The organism is Actinosynnema sp. NPDC023794 (assembly GCF_040639675.1).
GTDB lineage: Bacteria > Actinomycetota > Actinomycetes > Mycobacteriales > Pseudonocardiaceae > Actinosynnema > Actinosynnema luteola.
In genome coordinates this window covers 902,150-917,080 of sequence record NZ_JBFAFR010000001.1, presented here as the reverse complement: position 1 = coordinate 917,080, position 14,931 = coordinate 902,150, and the positions used below count along the sequence as shown (strand labels likewise).

Annotated in this window: 15 protein-coding genes; 7 read left to right on the top strand and 8 right to left on the bottom strand. The window is 72.3% G+C overall.

The window, feature by feature from the left end:
* Position 1: 1 nt before the first annotated feature.
* Entirely contained in the window at positions 2–1,423 is a 1,422-nt protein-coding gene (locus tag AB0H12_RS04170) for a phosphatase PAP2 family protein (protein WP_499620683.1), read from the bottom strand.
* A 152-nt stretch (positions 1,424–1,575) separates the two neighbouring features.
* On the opposite strand from AB0H12_RS04170, the gene AB0H12_RS04165 reads away from it, so the two are divergent.
* From AB0H12_RS04165 to AB0H12_RS04135, 7 genes are all read left to right on the top strand, one after another.
* Positions 1,576–2,823 (top strand): cyclase family protein, encoded by a 1,248-nt coding sequence (locus tag AB0H12_RS04165; protein ID WP_499620682.1) that lies wholly within the window; start codon positions 1,576–1,578, stop codon positions 2,821–2,823.
* A gap of 409 nt (positions 2,824–3,232) precedes the next feature.
* On the top strand, positions 3,233–3,712 hold the full coding sequence (locus AB0H12_RS04160; protein WP_499620680.1) for a DUF2975 domain-containing protein: 480 nt from the start codon (positions 3,233–3,235) through the stop codon (positions 3,710–3,712).
* Positions 3,712–3,966 carry a helix-turn-helix domain-containing protein gene (locus tag AB0H12_RS04155; RefSeq protein ID WP_499620678.1) on the top strand — a complete coding sequence of 85 codons (255 nt, stop codon included), beginning with the start codon at positions 3,712–3,714 and terminating at the stop codon, positions 3,964–3,966. Before AB0H12_RS04160 ends, AB0H12_RS04155 begins: the two co-directional genes overlap by 1 nt.
* 258 nt (positions 3,967–4,224) lie before the next feature.
* Positions 4,225–4,419, top strand: a complete 195-nt coding sequence (locus tag AB0H12_RS04150; RefSeq protein ID WP_499620676.1) for a hypothetical protein — start codon at positions 4,225–4,227, stop codon at positions 4,417–4,419.
* Positions 4,420–4,426: 7 nt separating this feature from the next.
* On the top strand, positions 4,427–5,254 hold the full coding sequence (locus tag AB0H12_RS04145) for an isocitrate lyase/PEP mutase family protein (protein WP_499620675.1): 828 nt from the start codon (positions 4,427–4,429) through the stop codon (positions 5,252–5,254).
* A gap of 32 nt (positions 5,255–5,286) precedes the next feature.
* Positions 5,287–5,790 (top strand): methylated-DNA--[protein]-cysteine S-methyltransferase, encoded by a 504-nt coding sequence (locus AB0H12_RS04140; RefSeq protein ID WP_499620673.1) that lies wholly within the window; start codon positions 5,287–5,289, stop codon positions 5,788–5,790.
* A 51-nt stretch (positions 5,791–5,841) separates the two neighbouring features.
* Complete coding sequence (locus tag AB0H12_RS04135) at positions 5,842–6,315, top strand: YcxB family protein (protein ID WP_499620672.1); 474 nt, start codon at positions 5,842–5,844, stop codon at positions 6,313–6,315.
* A 63-nt stretch (positions 6,316–6,378) separates the two neighbouring features.
* Here the strand turns inward: AB0H12_RS04135 and AB0H12_RS04130 are convergent, their stop codons facing one another.
* The 7 genes from AB0H12_RS04130 to AB0H12_RS04100 form a co-directional block, all read right to left on the bottom strand.
* Positions 6,379–7,569, bottom strand: a complete 1,191-nt coding sequence (locus tag AB0H12_RS04130; RefSeq protein WP_499620671.1) for an IS701 family transposase — start codon at positions 7,567–7,569, stop codon at positions 6,379–6,381.
* A 76-nt stretch (positions 7,570–7,645) separates the two neighbouring features.
* Complete coding sequence (locus AB0H12_RS04125) at positions 7,646–7,954, bottom strand: STAS domain-containing protein (RefSeq protein ID WP_230571691.1); 309 nt, start codon at positions 7,952–7,954, stop codon at positions 7,646–7,648.
* On the bottom strand, positions 7,951–10,020 hold the full coding sequence (locus AB0H12_RS04120; protein WP_499620670.1) for a glycogen debranching protein: 2,070 nt from the start codon (positions 10,018–10,020) through the stop codon (positions 7,951–7,953). The genes AB0H12_RS04125 and AB0H12_RS04120 overlap by 4 nt, the downstream gene beginning before the upstream one ends.
* Positions 10,017–11,846, bottom strand: a complete 1,830-nt coding sequence (locus tag AB0H12_RS04115) for an AGE family epimerase/isomerase (protein ID WP_499620669.1) — start codon at positions 11,844–11,846, stop codon at positions 10,017–10,019. Before AB0H12_RS04115 ends, AB0H12_RS04120 begins: the two co-directional genes overlap by 4 nt.
* Positions 11,843–12,451 carry a DJ-1/PfpI family protein gene (locus AB0H12_RS04110; RefSeq protein ID WP_498785132.1) on the bottom strand — a complete coding sequence of 203 codons (609 nt, stop codon included), beginning with the start codon at positions 12,449–12,451 and terminating at the stop codon, positions 11,843–11,845. The genes AB0H12_RS04115 and AB0H12_RS04110 overlap by 4 nt, the downstream gene beginning before the upstream one ends.
* Before the next feature lie 153 nt (positions 12,452–12,604).
* Complete coding sequence (locus AB0H12_RS04105) at positions 12,605–13,270, bottom strand: hypothetical protein (protein WP_499620668.1); 666 nt, start codon at positions 13,268–13,270, stop codon at positions 12,605–12,607.
* Positions 13,267–14,877 carry a thiamine pyrophosphate-binding protein gene (locus tag AB0H12_RS04100; RefSeq protein ID WP_499620666.1) on the bottom strand — a complete coding sequence of 537 codons (1,611 nt, stop codon included), beginning with the start codon at positions 14,875–14,877 and terminating at the stop codon, positions 13,267–13,269. The genes AB0H12_RS04105 and AB0H12_RS04100 overlap by 4 nt, the downstream gene beginning before the upstream one ends.
* Between the last annotated feature and the right edge of the window lie 54 nt (positions 14,878–14,931).

Here is a 14,931-nt window from a genome sequence, read left to right as displayed (position 1 = left end):
GCTACCGGGCCGAACCTGGCGCAGGCGTCGGTGCGCAGACCGTCGACAGGGCCACCGCGGTGACCCAGGGCAGGGCCAGCAGGAGGCTGCCGAGCAGGTCGGTGGGGTAGTGGACGCCCGAGTAGAGGCGTTGCGCGGCGACCACCACCGGTATCGCCAGGGCCGTCGCCACCACCACCCACCGCCACCACTTCCGCGTGCCGCGCACGACCAGGACGGCCACCGTCGTGCCGAGGACCAACGACGCGGCGACGTGACCGGACGGGAAGCTCGACGTGGGCGGCAGGTCGTCGGGGAGCTTGGCCGCCGGACGGGCGCGGTCGACGATCGAGGTGGTGATCAGGAACAGCGTGACCTCGCCCAGCATCCCCAGCGCGACCAGCAGCACGGGCCGCCAGGAGCGCGTCCTGGCCAACGCGAGCACGCAGACGACCACCGCGGCCCCGATCACCGGCCACGTGCCGCTGAAGGTCTCGACCTGGTCCATCGCCGCGTTCCAGCCGGGGACGCGGCGTTCGGCGATCCAGTCGACGACGGCCCGGTCCCACGCGGTCGGCACGTCCGGCCCGGCGGCGGTCAGCCACGAGCCGAGGGCGGACAACGCGCCGAGCAGCAGGCCCCACGCGACCAGCAGCCGGGCCGCCACGAGCCGGACGTCGGCCGGCACCCGGACCCGGCGTCCGGAGACGGGCCGGAGGTCGTCCGCCGCTTCCGGCGCCAAACCGCGGGACAGCGGCACGTCCGGCAGCCCTTCGTCACGCCGCCACCGGCGGAACACCTCGGTGGTCAGGGCCAGCCACACCAGGCCGAGCAACCACCCGCCGAGCACGTCGGTGGCGAAGTGCACGCCGAGCGCGACCCTCGTGAAGCCGACCACCACCACGACCGCGACCACCAGCGGGACCAACACGCGACGGGCCCGCCGAACGGAAGCGAACACCAGCAGCAGCACGCCGTACGTCACGGTGGCTCCCAGCGTGTGACCGCTGGGGAAGCTCCAGCCCGGAGCGGTGGCCACCTCGACGTCGACCAGCGGGCGCAGCCGCTCGACCAGCTCCTTCACCACCACGCCGAGCAACCCGCCACCGAGCGCCGTGACGACCACGTGCGCCGCCATCCACGGCCGCCGGCGCAGGAGCAGCCAAGCCGCCGCCAGCGCGGTCACCCCGGTGAGCGTCGCCGTGTCGCCGAGCCGCGTGATCGCGCTCATCGCCGAGACGAGACCTCCCGACCCGCCGACCCACCGCGTGAGCCCGTCCGAGATCGCCTGGTCGACCTCGCGCACGGGCGCCCACTCCGCCCACACGGACACCATGACCACCGCGAACGCGACACCGGCCGCGGCAGCCGCCACCCACGACGCCGCACTCCGCACCACGAACCGCTCGGCGACCACCACCTGCCGCGCCTCACGTGTCGTCATCACCAAGGTGGTGTGCCCAAATGGATCACCGGGCAATCCTCGGAGCAGGTGCCTGCCGCACGGATCGTTCACGCGTAGAGGTGACGTCCGTTGCGGTCCATGGGCGCATTCGATAGGGCTGAGGGGTTGCCCACCGCTGAAGGAGCCGCCGAGTGAACCCGGACCTGCTGCGCAACTACCTCGCCGAGCACCGCTTCGGACGCCGTGACGTGCTCAAGATGGCCGGTGCGGCCGGTGCCGCCGGCCTGGTGGGCGCTCCCGCCGAAGCCGCTCCCGCGGGGGCCGCTCCCGCCGAGACCGGCCGGCCGGACGACACGCCGTTCGACTACGCCGACCCGGCGAACCTGGCCGACTGGGCGCCGAGCCGGTACGGGCCCGACGACCAGCGCGGCACGTTCAACGAGGTCACCCCGGCCAAGACCGCCGCCGCGCTCGGCCTGCTGCGCGCACACCGCGAGGTCACCACGTACAACCTCGGCGAGCTGCTGTGGAACGGCTTCCCGGCCTTCAGCACCGACCCGCGCCGCACGTACGAGCAGCGGCTCACGATCTGGGGTTACCCGCCGCCACCGGGTTTCGCCGAGCAGGGCGGGGTCCTGGTCCAGCTGGAACCGTTGGGCGGCAACAGGCTGAGCGTGCACGAGGAGCGGTTCGAGGCGGAGTTCTCGCCCCGGCACCCCAAACCGCTCGCCGCGACGTACCAGATCGGCAGCCAGCTCGACAACCTCAACCACATCGGCGCGTCCGACCTGTTCTACAACGGCCTGCGCGGGTCCGACATCGCTCGCGGCCACGGCACCGTTCGGCTCGGCGCCGAGCACATGGGCCCGGTGGTCACCCGGGGCGTGCTGCTGGACGTGCTCGGGGTGAAGCTCGCCCGCGACCGCGTCGAGGACCTGGCCGAACCCGCGAGCAACGGCCGGCCGCTGCTGCGCGAGAACTACCGGATCACCTTGGAGGACATCCGGGACGCCATGGAGTTCGGCGGCGTGCACCGCCTGGAGCCCGGTGACGTCGTGCTCTTCCGCACCGGCTGGAACCAGTTGCTGGCCCGCCGCGACCCGGCCGACCTCGCCCGCTGGGCGGGCGCACGCGGGTTGCCCGGCATCTACCTCCGCGAGGCCCGCCGGCTCGCCCGTTCCCGGCCCGCGATCGTCGGCAGCGACACGTGGGCCCTGGAAGTGCTGGGCAACCCGGTCAACGACGACGGCACGGCGTTCCCCGTGCACCAGGAACTGCTGATGCGCAACGGCATCCGCATCGGCGAGTCCTACGTCCTGGACCGGCTCGCCGCCGACCGCGTGCACGAGTTCGTCTTCATCGTGACACCGCAGTACGCCGAGGGCGCCACGGCGGGCAACACACCACCCGCCGCGCTGGGGCACCCCCGGCGTCGCTGACCCGACGGCGCCCGGTCGCCGGGCACGGCGAACAGGTGCGTCATCGCCCAGTTGTGCTGCGGCACGGCGGGGCCGCGGGTCCGGATTCGTCGGTCAGGCCGTTCGCCTGCCCCTGGACGGCACCCGTTCGACGACGACGTTGCCGCCGCCCGCGCCGGCGCAGCGCACCTCGTTGTCGACCAGTCGCGGCCGGCACGTCGGTGATCGTCACGGTCCGAAGGTCGTGGACGTGGCCGCGCCGGCCGGTGTCGTGACCCCCGCGAGCGCGGCGGCGGTGACCGCGCCGATCTCGGCGTCCACGTCGGACGGTGGGGGCGAGGGTGCCTGACGATCCGTGACGGCGTGCTGACTTAACGTGGTTCGATAGGTACCAATTGACATTCGATAGGTAGCGCGCGAAACTCGATGCATGGTTACGACGCATCGAGCGGTAGTCGCGCTCCGGGTGTTCCTCGTGTTGATGTTCGGCGTCCTGGTGCTGTTCCAGGTCATGTCGCTGCCCGGCCAGTTCCGGAGCATGGCCGAGGAGTCGCCGGACCTGGCGTACCTGAGGTGGCCGCTGACCGCCGTGTCGGTGTTCTGGGTGCTGTGCGTCCAGGCGGTCATCGTGTCCATCTGGAAGTTGCTCACCCTGGTCCGGGAGGACCGCATCTTCAGCGAGTCGTCGTTGAAGTGGGTGGACGCGATCGTGCGGGCGATCGCCGCCGCGTGGGTGGTGTTCCAGTGCTTCTTCCTCTACGTCGGCTTCAACGCGGACGACCCCGGCGTGCCGCTCGTGCTGTTCCTGATGTCGATCGGCATCACCGTGGTGGGGCTGTTGGTGGTGGTGATGCGCGCGTTGCTGCGGCAGGCCACCACGCTGCGGTCCGACATGGAACAGGTGATCTGATGGCGATCATCGTGCGCATCGACGTCGAGCTGGCCAAGCGCAAGATGAGCGTCGGGGAGTTCGCCGAGCGGATCGGGCTCACGCCGTCGAACGTGGCGGTGCTGAAGAACGGCCGGGCGAAGGCGGTGCGGTTCAGCACGCTGGAGGCCATGTGCCGGGTGCTGGGGTGCCAGCCGGGCGACCTGCTCGAATGGGTCGACGACGACGAGGACGGCGTCATCGTCGCGCCGGCCGGGGACGAGGGCGACCGGTGATCGAGGTGTGCGGCCTGACCAGGTGTTACGGCGCGGGCAGGAACTGGCCGACAGCGGCGTCGAGCACCACGGCCGCGAGCCCGCGCTCACGACGGGAGGAGGCACGGTGACGGCGGTGGCTGACGACGTTCGCGTCGGACGCGTGTTCGCCCGCGCGTGCGCCGCGGAGCGGACGCGACTGCGGACGGCCATTTCCGGGCGCGACCGGCTCGCCGCTGCGGTCGTGCACGGCCTCGCGCCGGCGCGCTCGTGTCCATCGTGGCCTACCCGATCGTCATGGGCGCGGAAGCGTTGGCGCACCTCGACTTCTTCACCGACGACGTGGCCGCTGCGGGCGCTCTCGTACGTGCACGGCCGGTTCGGCTGAGCCGCGTCCGCGCGCGGGTGGAAAACCGGTCGGGAACCGCGGCCCACGGCTGTTACGATCCGCCGCCCAACACCGTCGGAAGGTGACTTCTCCATGCACGGCAACAAGACCAAGGCGGACCTGCTGCGCGACCTGCACGCGGACGGCGTGCTGGTGCTCCCGAACGCCTGGGACGCGGGCAGCGCCGCCCTGATCGCGCGCGCCGGGGCGAAGGCGGTCGCCACCTCCAGCGGCGGTGTGTCGTGGGCGATGGGCCGTCCCGACGGGCAGGGCCTGTCCCGGGACGAGATGGTCGAGCGCGTGCGCCTGATCGCCGCCGCAGTGGACGTGCCCGTCACCGCGGACGTCGAGGGCGGCTACGGCCACGCGCCCGAGGACGTCGCGGCGACCGTGGAGGCGGTCGTCGGCGCGGGCGCGGTCGGCGTGAACATCGAGGACTCCAAGGGGTACGGCGTACCGCTGTTCTCCGCCGAGGAGCAGGCCGCCCGGTTGCGCGCGGCACGGGAGGCCGCGGCGCGGGCCGGGTTGCCCGAGCTGGTGGTCAACGTCCGCACCGACGTGTTCCTGTTCCAGGTCGGCGAGGCCGAGGGCAGGCTGGACGACGTGCTGGCCCGTGCGGCCGTGTACGCCGAGGCCGGCGCCGACTGCCTGTTCGTCCCCGGCCTGGTCGACCTCGACGTGCTGAAGGCGGTCGTGGCGGCGTCGCCGTTGCCGGTCAACGTGATGGCGGGCCCCGGCGCGCCGACCGTGGCCCAGCTCGAGTCGGTGGGCGTGCGGCGCGTCAGCCTCGGCACGGCGGTCGCGCAGGCCGCGTACTCCCTCGCGCACCGCGTCACCGAGGAGGTGCTGACCAAGGGCACCTACACCGAACTCGGCGGCGCGCTCGACTTCGGCGCCCTCAACGGCGTGTTCACGCGCTGACCGCGAGTGGACTCCGGGCCGGCTGTCGGACAATGAGCCCCATGCCAACCCCAGTCGCCGTGCACGCGGTGGTCGACAGCCCGGTCGGTGAGCTCACGCTGGTGGCGCGCGACGGCGTGCTCGCGGGCCTCTACCTGCCAGAACACCGCCACCGCCCGGCGCTGGAGACCTTCGGCGAACGTGACGCGTCGCCGTTCGGCGAGGTGGTCGCCCAGTTGGAGGAGTACTTCGCGGGCAAGCGGACGCGGTTCGACCTGCCGCTGTCGATGGCGGGCACCCCGTTCCAGCGGACCGTGTGGGACGCGCTGAAGGACATCCCGCACGGTGAGACGACGTCGTACGGCGAGCTGGCGGCCCGCATCGGCCGCCCGACCGCGTTTCGCGCGGTCGGGCTGGCCAACGGCAAGAACCCCGTCAGCATCATCGTGCCGTGCCACCGGGTGGTCGGCTCGACCGGCGGCCTGACCGGCTACGGCGGCGGTATCGAGCGCAAGCGCATGCTGCTGGGTTTCGAACGCGGCGACCACGTCTGGTGAAAGCGGAGAAACCAGCGGCCCCCGCGGCGCGACCTCGACTAGCATCCGCGAGTGCAGATTTCCGTCCACGTCCCGTACGACGAGCAGCGCCTGCGTCGCTCCCTCAAGTTCGTGGTGCGCCCGCAGACCAAGAAGTTGCGCATCGTGGGCCTGATCATGGTGCCGGCCGGCGCCCTGATGTGGCTCACCGGCATTGACTGGCCGATGCCGGTGCTGGTGATCGTCCTGGGCCTGGCGTACGCCTTCGCGCTGGAGCCGTTCATGGTGCGGCAGAGCCTGCGCGCGCTGAACCCCTCCGCTCGGCAGGACTACGAGCTGACCCTGGACGACGCCGGCTTCGCCGTGAAGGCGGAGTCGTACGAGCAGCGGCTGGCGTGGTCGACGATCCAGCGCGTCGACGAACAGCCCGACGCGTGGTTCCTCGTGATCACCAAGATGCAGGTCCTGCCGGTCTACAAGGACCTGATGACCGAGGAGCAGCGGGCGCTGTTCGCCGACATCCTCGCCCGACGCGCGGTCGCCTGAGTCGGGCCGGGCTCCGCCGGGGTGGCCCGCCGCCGGCTGCGGCGGGCCACCCCGGACCGGGTGTCAGGACGTGGCGTTCTCCGACGGCAGGTAGTCGGTCTCCGTGCGGGCGCCCGTGAGCAGGGCGTACGCGTGGGCCACCGACACCATGGTCATGTGGTGGTGCCAGCCCTGGTAGCTGCGGCCCTCGAAGTCGTGCAGGCCGTACGGGTCGCGCGCCGCGTTGGCGTCCGCCCGGTCCTTCCGGGCGATCAGGTCGAACAGCTCCGGCACCGACCGGTCCACCAGGTTGGTGATCCAGTACCTCGTCGGCGCCGTGCTGCCGAGCGGGCGCTCGGCGACCAGCCTCACCGGCGACCCCTGACGCCTCTCGGTGTCGACCAGCCGAGCCGACGTCGCGCGGACCTGGACGCGGCCCGCGCCGTGCCCGGTCAACTGCGGCCAGACCCGGTGGGACGACGGGTGGTCCCGCCAGCCCCGCAGGAACTCCGACGGGCTCAGCGCCCGCCGGCCGACCCGCCGGTCCGCCTGCCTGGTCCCCGGCACCGCGCGCAGGTGCGGCTCGGCCAGGAGGCGCTCGTCGCCTTTGACGCCGATCACGTACCCCAGTCCGCGATCGGTCAGGTCGTCCAGCAGTCGTGCTGCCGCGGGCATGTCCGCGGCGTCGAACACCACCGGCGCGGCCGGCACGCGCAAGGCGATCAACTCGTCGAGCATCCCCAGCATGTGCCCGCGCGCGCAGATTCCGGCCTCGTGCTCCGGGATCCTCGTTCGACGACGCCGCTCCGCGTCCTCGGTCCACCGCCTCGACAGCAGCAACCGCCAGTTGACCGGCACGGCGGTCTCCTCGACGTCCAGTTGCAGGCTCAACCCCAGTTGGCAGTTGACCAGGCGACCCGCGTCACGCACGAACCGGCGCTCGACCCCCACCGAGTGGTCGCCGCGCTTGTGGATGACCGCGTACCCGATCAACCAAGCCCGCACCGGCAACCGCTCCACGAGGTACAGCGCCAGCGCCTCGCGCACCGGCCGCCAGTCCCACGGGCTCTGGTTGACGAACTGCTGCAGCGACTGGACAGCCGATCCGCCGCCCGCCAGCTCGGCGATCTTGCTGATGGACTTGCGCCCGACCGCGTTGACGAGGCCGGACAGGTAGATCTCAGCCCAACGGCGCTGGTCGGCGCGCGGCATGGACTGGAACATCCGGTGCGCGAACGCTCGCGCACCGCCAGCTAAATGCGTCTGCAACTCCACCAGAAACTCCCCCAAGTGGTTCTGTCGTGACCTTCGTCGCACCGGCGCCGTGCTGCCACGGCGCTCCGGGCGATGACTAGCTCGCCAGAGTCGCGGTGCCTCCCAACCCGCCCAGCGCCAACGCCGCCATCACCGGCGGACGCGCGCCGACGACGATGACCTCGGCGCCCGCCGGCAGCCGTTGCTGGGCGTAGACCAGGGCGCGGACGGCGCCCGGCGTCAGGCCGGTCACCTCGCGCATCTCGATCACGAGGCGGCGCACCTGCCCGCCGCCGAGTTCGTCGAGCAGGTCCCGCAGACGGGGCAGCGCCTCGTCGTCCACTTCGCCTGCCAGGTGGATCGTGGTCGACCGGCCGTTCGACCCCGAGTAGACCGACGTGCTCATCCCGAACCCTCCTCGTCGGACGGTGTGTGCGCCCACAGCACGGCCGTGGACCGCGCGGGCAGGCGCAGGACGTGGCCGTCGCGCAGCGTCGTCGCGGCGTCGAGCGGCCGGACGAATCCGGTGTTGGCGAAGACGCGCCACGTGCTGTCGGCGGGTGGCTGGGGGAGAGCCACTTCCTTGACCTCCGAACCGGCGTTCGCGGCCACGACCACAGTATCCAAGCGCCCCGACAATCCAGCGTCCCCCGGATTCGAATCGTGGATCATGGCGATCACCAGGTGCGAGTCAGCCGACCAATCGGGTTGCCAGGCGCGCTCGCCGTGCCAACTGACCGGCGGGTAGCCGCCGTCCGGTGTGGAGTCGCCGTGCGGGTGCTCGGCACGCCGCAGCACCGGGTGCGCCCGCCGGAACTCCAGGCAGGCCCTGGTGAACTCGACCAGGTCCCGGTTCCGGTCGACCAGCGACCAGTCGACCCAGGTCGACGGACCGTCGTGCGGGTAGGCGTTGTTGTTGCCGCCCTGCGTGCGGCCGAACTCGTCGCCGGCCAGCAGCATCGGCACGCCCCGACTGGTGAGCAGCAACAACAGCGCGTTGCGCACCTGCCGCGCCCTCGTGCCGAGCACCTCCGGGTCGTCGGTCGGCCCCTCGACGCCGCCGTTCCAGCTGACGTTGTGGTTCTCGCCGTCGCGGCCGTCCTCGCCGTTGAGGTGGTTGTGCTTGTGGTCGTACGACGCCCAGTCGGCGAGCGTGAACCCGTCGTGGCAGGTCATGAAGTTGACCGACGCGGTGGCGCCGCGCCCGCTGTAGAGGTCGGGCGATCCGACGAGCCGGGTGGCGACGTCACCGGCGGTTCCACCGCGTCCCACCAGGAACGCCCGCAGCGCGTCGCGGTACCGCCCGTTCCACTCCATCCACCGGCCGTAGTGCGGGAAGGCCCCGACCTGGTAGAGGCCGCCCGCGTCCCACGCCTCCGCGATCAGCCGCGTGCCGGCCAGCACGGGGTCCGCGGCCAGCGCCGCCACGAGCGGCGGGTCGGCCAGCGGCGCGCCGTCGCGTCCCCGGGTGAGCACCGAGGCGAGGTCGAAGCGGAAGCCGTCCACGTGGTACTCGTGCACCCAGTGGCGCAGGCTGCGCACGACCCACTCCCGCACGAGCGGGTGGTTGGCGTTGAGCGTGTTGCCCGCGCCGCTGAAGTTGCGGTGCCTGCCTGCCTCGTCGAGCAGGTAGTAGGACGACTCGTCCAGGCCGCGCAGCGACAGCGTGGGCCCGCGGTGGTCCCCTTCGGACGTGTGGTTGAAGACCACGTCCAGGATCACCTCGATGCCCGCCGCGTGCAGCCGCTTCACCAGGTCCTTCAGCTCCACGTCCGGGCGTTCGCCGGCGGCGTAGTTCGCCTTGGGCGCGAACACGCCGACCGGGCTGTAGCCCCACGTGTTGAGCAGCGGCACGCCCGTCTCCGGGTGCACGTGGACGTTGTCGGTCTCGTCGAACTCGAAGACCGGCATCAGCTCCACGCAGTTCACCCCGAGCCACCGCAGGTACGGGATCTTCTCGGCCAGCCCGGCGAACGTGCCGGGAGCTGCCACCCCGGACGTTTCGGACCGGGTGAAGCCGCGCACGTGCAGCTCGTAGACCACCAGGTCCTCTGTGCGCACGCGCGGCGGCCGGTCGTCGCCCCAGTCGAAGTCCGGGGTGGCGATCCGGGACCGGTAGGCCGGCCGCCGCCCCCACTCGCCGGCGCCGGCCAGCAGCCGGGCGTCCGGGTCGAGCAGCACGGGACCGCGCTCGCCGTCGCGCTCGACCCGGAGCCCGTAGTCCGCGTCCCCCGGCGCCAGGCCGACCACGTGCGCGGTGAACACCTCGCCGACCCGGTGCTCCGGCGGGAGCTCCAGTTCGGTGAGGACCGAGCCGTCGTCGCGGTCCATCAGCACCAGCCACATGCGGTCCGCGCGCGCCGCGGCGACCGCGAAGTTCACGCCGTCCGCCGTCGGGGTCGCCCCGAACGGGGTGGGGCTGCCCGGTGCGAGCCGGAGCCCGGCCAGGCGGCCCGTCGCCGTCACCGTCACCGTTCGTCCTCCCCCAGAGGTCGCAGGCGCACCTGGACCGTCCGCCTGGCCGTGCCCTCCGGCAGCTTCACCGTCATCCGCTCGGCGTCGAAGTCCCGGTACGGGCTGCCGTCCACGAGCACGCTGTCCAGCACCACCCGACCGCGCGGCAACGCGTCCGGGGCCACCCGCAGCAGGCCGCCCGGGAACGCCGCGTCCGGGTCCGGCGAGAACCACAGGTCGAGCGGCTCGCCGTGCCACAGCAGTCTGTTGTAGACGGTCGCGAGGTAGCACAGCTCCGCGGAGTGGTACATGCTCATGGAGTGGTTGCCCTTGAGGCGCTCCAGGCCCGCGAGGTACGGCGCGCCGGCGGCCTGCACGGAGAAGTACACCGCGCCGTCGTCGTGGTCGAGGAAGAACGCGTTGTAGAACGCCTCCGCCTCCGCCGCGTGCTTGAGGTACTCCGCGTCGCCGGTCGAGCCCGCCAGGATCAGGTAGGCCAGGATCGCCTGCTCCTGCTGCCACCACGCCTTGCGGTCGTGCCAGACGAACGCGTGCCGCCCGTCGCGGGCCTGCCGCTCCAGCACGTCGTACCAGCCGCCGCGCCGCGGGTCGCGGCCGACGCCCGGCATGGTGGCGGCCAGCCGCGCGGCGGTGCGCGTGTACTCGTTCTTGGGGCGCAGCGCGTTCATCCGGGTGAGGTTCCACGCGATCTTCAGGTTGTGCCCCACCACCGCGCGGTCCTGCTGCCAGCCCCACGTCTTGTCCGGCGTCCAGTCCGCGTGGAACCGCTCGCGCACGAACGGGCTCGCGTCCGGGCCCCGGTCGGGGAAGTGGGTCACGATCATGTCGAACGTGTGCTCCAGCATCCGCAGGTAGCGCTGCTCTCCGGTGGCCAGGTACAGGTTGAACAGGTAGGCCGGCGCGTGGTCGCCGACGGAGTTCCAGTTCTTGCGGGACCTGTTGCGCCCCAACGACTCCGCGTGCGGGCTCAGCGTCAGCGGGTCGACGTGCGAGAAGTAGCCGCCCAGGCGCGGGTCGGCGTAGTGCCGCTCGAACAGCCGGATGGTCGCCTCGATGTCGTCGCGCAGCCAGGGCGTGCCGGTGAGCCGGTAGGTCTGCACCAGGCCGGCCAGCGCGTAGATCTGCTCGTAGGCCGGGATGGTCAGCTCGTCGTCGCTGAACTCCGAGGCGAACAGCTTGCGCTGCCTGCCGCCGTCGACCTCCAGGCCGTGGTACCAGTACACCAGGCGGCCGACGTCGGTCTCGTCGACGAAGCGCAGGTTGTCCCGCAGGTACTCGGAGCCGCGCTCGGCGACCTCCAGGTGCGCCTCGTCGCCGGTCAGCATGTACGCGGTGGCCATGCCGTAGACCAGGCGGGAGATCGTGTCGGTCTCCTGCACGTGCGAGTCGGTCTTGTCGCCGCCCAGCCGCAGCACCGTGCGGTAGTCGGTGAAGTCGACCGGGCCCGTGCCGAACTGCGCGCGGCGGTAGAACCGCGCCAGCGAGCGGAGCTGGTCGACCCACCAGTCGGGCCGGTCGAACACCGGGCGGCCGGCGTCGTCGGCGACGAGCCAGATCCGCTCCGCCTGCTGGCGGCGCGGGCCGGGGTAGACGGGGCCGAAGCTGAACACCATCGCGCCCGGCTTCAGCAGCTCGCCCAGCCGGCCGTTGACGTCCCGGTAGGGCTCACCGAGGTTGCGCACCAGCTGGGCCGCGGTCTCCGACGTGCGGTGCACGACCTCGCGGTCGCCGCCGAACGTGTCCAGCACCAGCCGGTCGCCCGAGGACTCGACGACGTAGCCGCCGTAGAGGTCGGAGTAGGTGCGTTCGGGCGCCGCGGTCACGCCGCCACCAGCCTGGCGGACAGCTGCTCGATGACGGTGCGGGCCAGCAGGTGGCAGTGCTCGACGGTGCGGGTGCTGATCAGGTCGCGGTCGACGGCCACGTCGGTGTCGGAGTACACCGCGCCCATGTTGCGCACGTCGCTGACCAGGTTGTTGTGGCAGGTGACCGTGCGGCCGGCCATGACCTCCGGCGCGGCGGACATCAGCCACAGGCCGTGGCAGGAGAACACCTTCAGCAGCCGGGGGATGCGGAACGCGCGGCGCATCACCTGCACCGCGGGCGCCACGCCGCCGGGCCGTTCGCTGTAGCGGAGCCGGTCCGACACCATGCCGGACGGGACGATCAGCGCGTGCAGGGCGTTCAGCTCGTGGTAGTCGAGGGCTTCGAGGTCGCCGTCCACCGCGACCTCGCCGCCGAGCTCGCGGCCGGTGAAGGTCAGCGATTCGTTGCCCCACAGGCGGGTGTAGAGCTTCACCTCGGCGCCCGCCTCGGCGAACCGCAGGCGGTAGTAGTCGATCTCCGTCTCGACGAAGTCGCTCTCCATGAGGATGCCGATGCGCAGCCCGGTGAGCGGACCGGGTAGGACGGGAGCGTTCAGGTCCATGGGATTCTCCATCTGGGTGGTCCTAAGTGGACTGCCGCCTCGTCGCGGCACGGTGGGTGGCGGGCGGCGTGGCGCCGCCCGCCACCGCGTGACACCGGGCGCGCGCGGAAGTGCCGCGGCGCCGCCGGTGGTGGGGGGTGGATCAGTTCGCGATCAGCTCGCGACGAGCTCGCCGCGCGACTCGCGGGTGTCGCCGTCGCCGGATCGCCCCGCGGCTGCCGGCCGGGCGGTGATGCGCGCCGATGGCGGCGCCGCCGCCACGACCGGTTGCGGCCGGTCGGCTCCGGTGGCCGGGTTGGGCGCCGGTGCCGGTTCGGTGATCTCCGCGACCGGTCGCGGTCGGTCGGTCGGGGAGGCCGCGTCGTCCCCGACCGGAGGCGGTGAGCCCGGCAGCGGTTGGGCGGTTCGCGTCACCAGGGTGCGGATGCGCGGCTCGCCGTCCTGGAGCACCACCAGCCACTGCTCGGTCAGCAGGCAGCCCGTCCACCGGCTGCGCGGCGCGGGCCGCTGCCAGCGCCGCGACTCCCACCTCAGCGTCACGGTCACCTCGGCGTGCAGCGGCGACACCAGGTCGACGTCCACCGACAGCACGTCCCGCCGCTGGTCGAAGCACGACTCGCTCAGCTCCCGGTACCACGACTCGAACTGCTCGCCGTCCCGCACCGTCGCGCCGGGCAGCCGCAACAGCAACCCCGACCGCACGAGCCGCCCCCGCAGCTCCGCCACGTCGACGTGCCGCTCCAGCGCGCCGTGCCACGCGCGCACCAGCGCCACGACCTCGGCCCGGTCCAACCGGCCGCGGTCGGCCGCCCCGCTCACTCGATCACCAGGTCGATCAGGAACGGCCCCCGGTGGCCGAGCATCTCGGCCACCGCGCCGTCCACCTCGCGCAGCCTGCTCACCCGGCGCCCGGGCACGCCGAGCGACGCGGCCAGTTGCGTGAACCCGATGGCGGGCTTGGTCAGGTCGAACGCGCTCGGCCGCTCGTGCGGCTCGATGCCCTGTTCCCGCCAGTACTGGTCGATGTTGTGGTCCAGCAACCGGTAGCGGCCGTTGTTGCAGATCACGAACTTGGCATCGATGTCGTGCCGCGCGGCCGTCCACAGCGCCTGGATCGTGTACATGCTGCCGCCGTCGCCGGTGAACGCGATGACCGACTGGTCCGGCCGCGCCAGCTTCGCGCCGAGCGCGCCGGGGATGCCGATCCCGAGCGAACCACCGCGGGTCTGGAAGAACCGGCCCGGCTCACGCGCGGGCAGGTGCCGTCCCAGCGGTTCGCCCGCCGTGAGCGCCTCGTCGAACAGGATGAGGTCGTTCGGCGCCTGCTGCGCCAACCGCTCGGTGAACAGCTCCAGCACGCTCGGCGGACCCGACGGCGCGGCGGCACGCGTGACCGGACGCGCGGGCGGCGAGGCGATCTCCCCGCCCTGGTGCCCCAGCTCCACGGCCAGCGCCGCGAGCGTGAGCTTCGGGTCGGCGACCACACCGATCTCCACCGGGTGGTTCTTCGCGATCTCGTACGAGTCCAGGTCGATGTGGACGATCCGGGCGTCTCGCGAGAACGGGTTGCTCAGCGCGGGGAACACCTCGGGGAACACGTACGTGCCCACGATCAGCACGCGGTCCGCGTCACCGACGATCCGTGCGCTGTCCGCGCCGAACATGTGGCCGACGTTGCCCGCGTACGACGGGTCGGCCGCGTCGATGTTGACCTCCGACGAGTTCACCCCGTACACCCGCGCGCCGAGCAGCTGCGCCACGGTGGCCAGCTCGCGTTGCGCGCCGCTCGTCGCGACACCGTCGCCCATCAGCACCAGCGGACGCCTGCCGCCCGACAGCACCGACGCCATCCGCGCCACCAGCGCGGGCTCCGGCAGCACGCGCGTGGACGGCACCACGGTCGGCAGCGCGGGCTCCTCGGTGACGGCGTCGAGCACGTCCGCGGGCAGTGCCACGAACACCGGACCGCGCGGCGGCGTCATGGCGACCTTCACCGCCCGGCGCAGCACCCGCAGCACCGAGTCCGGGTCGGTGACCCGGGTGGCGTACTTCGTCACCGGCGCGGCCATGGCCACCAGGTCGACGGCCATCTGCGCGTCCATCGCGTCGTAGCGCACGCCGGCGTCGCCCGCGATCACGACCAGCGGCGAGCCTCCCCGCTTCGCCTGGTACAGCATGCCGACGGCGTTGCCGAGGCCGACGCCCGTGTGCAGCTGCACCAGGCCCGGCCGCTGCGAGGCGCGGGCGTACCCGTCGGCCATCGCCACGGCCACGCTCTCCTGCAACGCCAGCACGTAGGACATCTCGGTCTGCCCCATGGCGTCGAGCAGACCCTGCTCGACGGTGCCCGGGTTGCCGAACATGTGCGTGATACCGTCGGCCGCGAACTGCTCGAAGATCGCGACCCGTCCCGGTCGTTTGGTCATGTGCTTCGATCCACCTTCCCCAGTGTGGTGGCGGACGCGGCGCGGACCGGCGCC